Genomic DNA, 3,246 nt, shown 5'->3' on the forward strand with positions numbered 1-3,246 from the left:
GCGCCGGCGCGGCGACCGGCCGGGCGCGCTGGAGCTGCTGCGCCGCGCCGACCGTGAGTACGCCTTCGCGGCACCCGGACTGGAGCCCGGCGAGGCGCTGCGGCTCACTCTGGAGCGGGTGCGCGCGCTGGAGGCGCAGTGGCGTCTCGGCGGCGACACCGCGCTCCTCCATGGCGCGATCGGCATGCTGGAGGCCTTCGCCGACGTCTGGCCCGACCAGGAGAACCGTCCCGCCGGGCTGCCTCTGGCCCACGGCCGCACTCTGCTGCGGCTCTCCGGCGCGACCGGCGACATCGAACAGGCCCAGGTGTACGCGACCCAGGCTGCGCGCTCGCTGCGCAAGGCACTCGCGCCGGGCTCGGGAGCGCACACCGTGTCCACGCAGGCCAGGATCCTGCTGGATCTGGTGGACGCCCTGCTGCGGTCCGGCGAGGGACTTGAGGAGGCCGGGACCTTGATCGAACAGTCGCTGGCGACGGTACGGGACGAGCGGCTGCGCGCCTCGCTCAGGGCGCGCGCGGGACGGGTGCGCGTGGCGCGGTACGAACGCTCCGGCGATCCGGCCGACCTCGAAGAGGCCGCCGAGTGCTTCGCCCGCGCGGCACGCGGCACCGCCCGTGACTCCCGCGCCCACGCGGATCTGCTCGCCGAATGGGGCGCCGCGCTGCTGCACCGCGCCGAACTGCCGGACGGAGCGCCGTACACCGGCGCGGCCGTACGGGTGCTGCGCGACTGCCGTACGGAGACCGTGACGGGCACCGCGCGCCAGGCCGAGCGGCTGCTGATGCTGGGCCGGGCGCTGATGCTGCGGCACCGGATCAACGACGACCGGGTGGATCTGCGGGAGGCCGAGCATCTCTTCGGCCTCGCGGCCCAGGAGGCGAACGAACCGCTGACCGAGGCCCGCTGCTGGCTGGAGCTCGGGCGCTCGCATCTCGACGCGTACCGGACGCTGCACCGGCCGGCCCGGCTGGACGACGCGGCCGAGGCGTTCCGGGACGCGGCGGACGCGGCCAGGACCGCGGAAGAGGAGCTGGAGAGTCCACAACTGCGCCTCCAAGCCGTCGCGTTGCGTGCTGAGGCGTACCACTGGCGGGGTATGACATACGAGAGGGCCGGACGGCCCAGGGCCGCGCGTGAGGCATACCGGGCGGCCCGTACGGAATGGCGCAAGCTGCCGGACGGCGGCGGTGGGACGGCCGGATCGACCATGGAGCGACTGGCCGAGCTGGAGCGCTGAGCCGGGCGCTCCACGACAGGGCTACGGGGAGAATGCGATGAGCGACGTGACGTACGCCGCGGTGGACGGAGCGCCGGACGACCGGGCGCTGAACGACGGGACGGCGGTCGGTGGCGGCGAGCTGCCCGATCTGCTGGCACTGGACCTGGAGACACTGCGGACGCTGGACCACCCGGTACTGGCCGAGGTGGTGGCGGATCTGCGGGGCAGGGCGGAGCAGCCGCGCGAAATGCTGTGGGGGTTCACCAACGCTTTCTGAGAAGGGATTTCGCACGCCCTGAGAAGGTCTTCGCACACCGTTTCGGTCCGGGACACCGCTGAAATGGACAACCTCGCCGCCATGGGTTTGCCTGCCCGGTCATCCCGGGAACCACCCCTCGGCCGGACAGGCGCCCAGCGCGTTGTCCGCAGGCGCGCCCGCGGCTGTCCCGGACAGGCGGCCACGGCTGCCCAGACGCCGTACCTCATGGGGGTTCCCGTGCCCTTCGGGCAGTTCATCGTCAAGGTGCACGGCCGGTGCAATCTCGCCTGCCGCTACTGCTATCTGTACGAGGGCCCCGACCGGACCTGGCGCGACCGTCCCGCCGCGGCGGCGCCCGAGGTCCTGGACCGGGCCGCCACCCGGATCGCCGAGCACGCGGACGCGCACGCGCTGAGCGAACTCGCCCTCGTGCTGCACGGCGGTGAGCCGCTGCTCGCGGGCGCGGGACGGCTGGCCGCCTTCGCCGGTCTCGTACGCGAACGGGCGGGCCGGGAGCGTACGGTCCACGCGACCGTACAGACCAACGCCACGCTGCTCACCGAGCGCCGGATCGCCACGCTCGCCCGGCACTCCATACGCGTCGGTGTCAGCCTCGACGGCGGCCGGCCCGCGCACAACACACTCCGCACCGATCACGCGGGCCGCCCGTCCTGGCCCGCCGCCGTGCGCGGCACGCGGCTGCTCGCGGCGCACCATCCCGAGGCGTACGCGGGCATCCTCACCGTGGTCGATCCACGGACCGATCCGGTCGAGATGTACGAATCGCTGCTGGAGCTGGGCCCGCCCGCGCTCGATCTGCTGCTGCCGCACGGCAACTGGACCGCGCCGCCGCCCGGTCTGCCCGCCATGGACCCGCGCCGCCACGGACCGGGCGTCAACCGCCCGGCTCCGTACGGCGACTGGCTGAGCGCGGTCTTCGACCGCTGGTGGTCGGCGGGCCGCCGGGAGACCAGGATCCGGCTCTTCGAGGAGTGTCTCGCCCTGCTGCTGGGACTGCCCGGCGCCACCGAGTCCCTCGGGCTCGATCCCGTCAACGCCGTCGTGGTCGAGACCGACGGCGCCATCGAGCAGGTCGACTCGCTCAAGTCCGCCTACGACACGGCCGCCGCCACCGGACTCGACATCTTCCGCCACTCCTTCGACGACGCCCTGAGCCATCCCGGAGTCGCCGCCCGGCAGTCGGGCGCGGCGGCGCTCGCGGCCGGCTGCCGAAGCTGTCCGCTGCTCACCGTCTGCGGCGGCGGCAACTACGCGCATCGCTACCGCGCGGGAGACGGCTTCAGCCATCCCTCCGTCTACTGCGCCGATCTGGAGCGGCTGATCCGCCATGTGGCGGCCAGGCTCACCGAAGCGACGGCATCAGCAGCGGCACCGACGGCACCGGCACCGGCACTGGCGACAACGGCCGTGGCGCACGCGGGAGGTCCTCGGTGAGCCTCGCCGTTCCGGAGACCGTACTGCGTGAACTCGGCCGTACCGAAGGCGGATCCGAGGCCCTCGGGCTGCTCGTACGCGACCAGCACACCCGCCGTCTGGTCCTGCTGCGCGCCCTGCTCGACGCCGCCGAGGCCGCACCGCCCGCCCTCTGCCCGCCCGAGGCGCTCGACCGGCTGCGCCAGGACTGGGCGCTGCTGGAGGCCGCCGAGCGCGCCGACCGGACCGCCGTAAGGGCCGTGCTGCTCTATCCGCTCGCGGGCCCCTGGGCACAGCGCTGTCTGCGCGGCCTCACCGCCACCGGCCGCGT

2 protein-coding genes and 2 pseudogenes are annotated in these 3,246 nt (G+C 73.8%); all 4 read left to right on the plus strand.

Going from position 1 to position 3,246, the window contains the following annotated elements:
- Nucleotides 1-1,240 (plus strand): annotated as a pseudogene (locus GA0115259_RS35155) (hypothetical protein); the annotation flags it as partial.
- A 37-nt stretch (nt 1,241-1,277) separates the two neighbouring features.
- Complete coding sequence (fxsA, locus tag GA0115259_RS35160; protein ID WP_093604400.1) at nt 1,278-1,499, plus strand: FxSxx-COOH cyclophane-containing RiPP peptide; 222 nt, start codon at nt 1,278-1,280, stop codon at nt 1,497-1,499.
- A gap of 207 nt (nt 1,500-1,706) precedes the next feature.
- Complete coding sequence (locus GA0115259_RS35165; protein WP_161230557.1) at nt 1,707-2,936, plus strand: FxsB family cyclophane-forming radical SAM/SPASM peptide maturase; 1,230 nt, start codon at nt 1,707-1,709, stop codon at nt 2,934-2,936.
- Nucleotides 2,933-3,246 (plus strand): annotated as a pseudogene (locus tag GA0115259_RS35170) (HEXXH motif domain-containing protein); the annotation flags it as partial. The gene GA0115259_RS35165 and the pseudogene GA0115259_RS35170, both read left to right, overlap by 4 nt.

It is taken from the genome of Streptomyces sp. MnatMP-M17 (genome assembly GCF_900091995.1).
Lineage (GTDB): Bacteria > Actinomycetota > Actinomycetes > Streptomycetales > Streptomycetaceae > Streptomyces.

Coding starts and splice junctions, on each gene's coding strand:
- fxsA (WP_093604400.1), top strand. CDS start 1,278: ATGAGCGACGTGACGTACGCCGCGGTGGACGGAGCGCCGGACGACCGG.
- GA0115259_RS35165 (WP_161230557.1), top strand. CDS start 1,707: ATGGGGGTTCCCGTGCCCTTCGGGCAGTTCATCGTCAAGGTGCACGGC.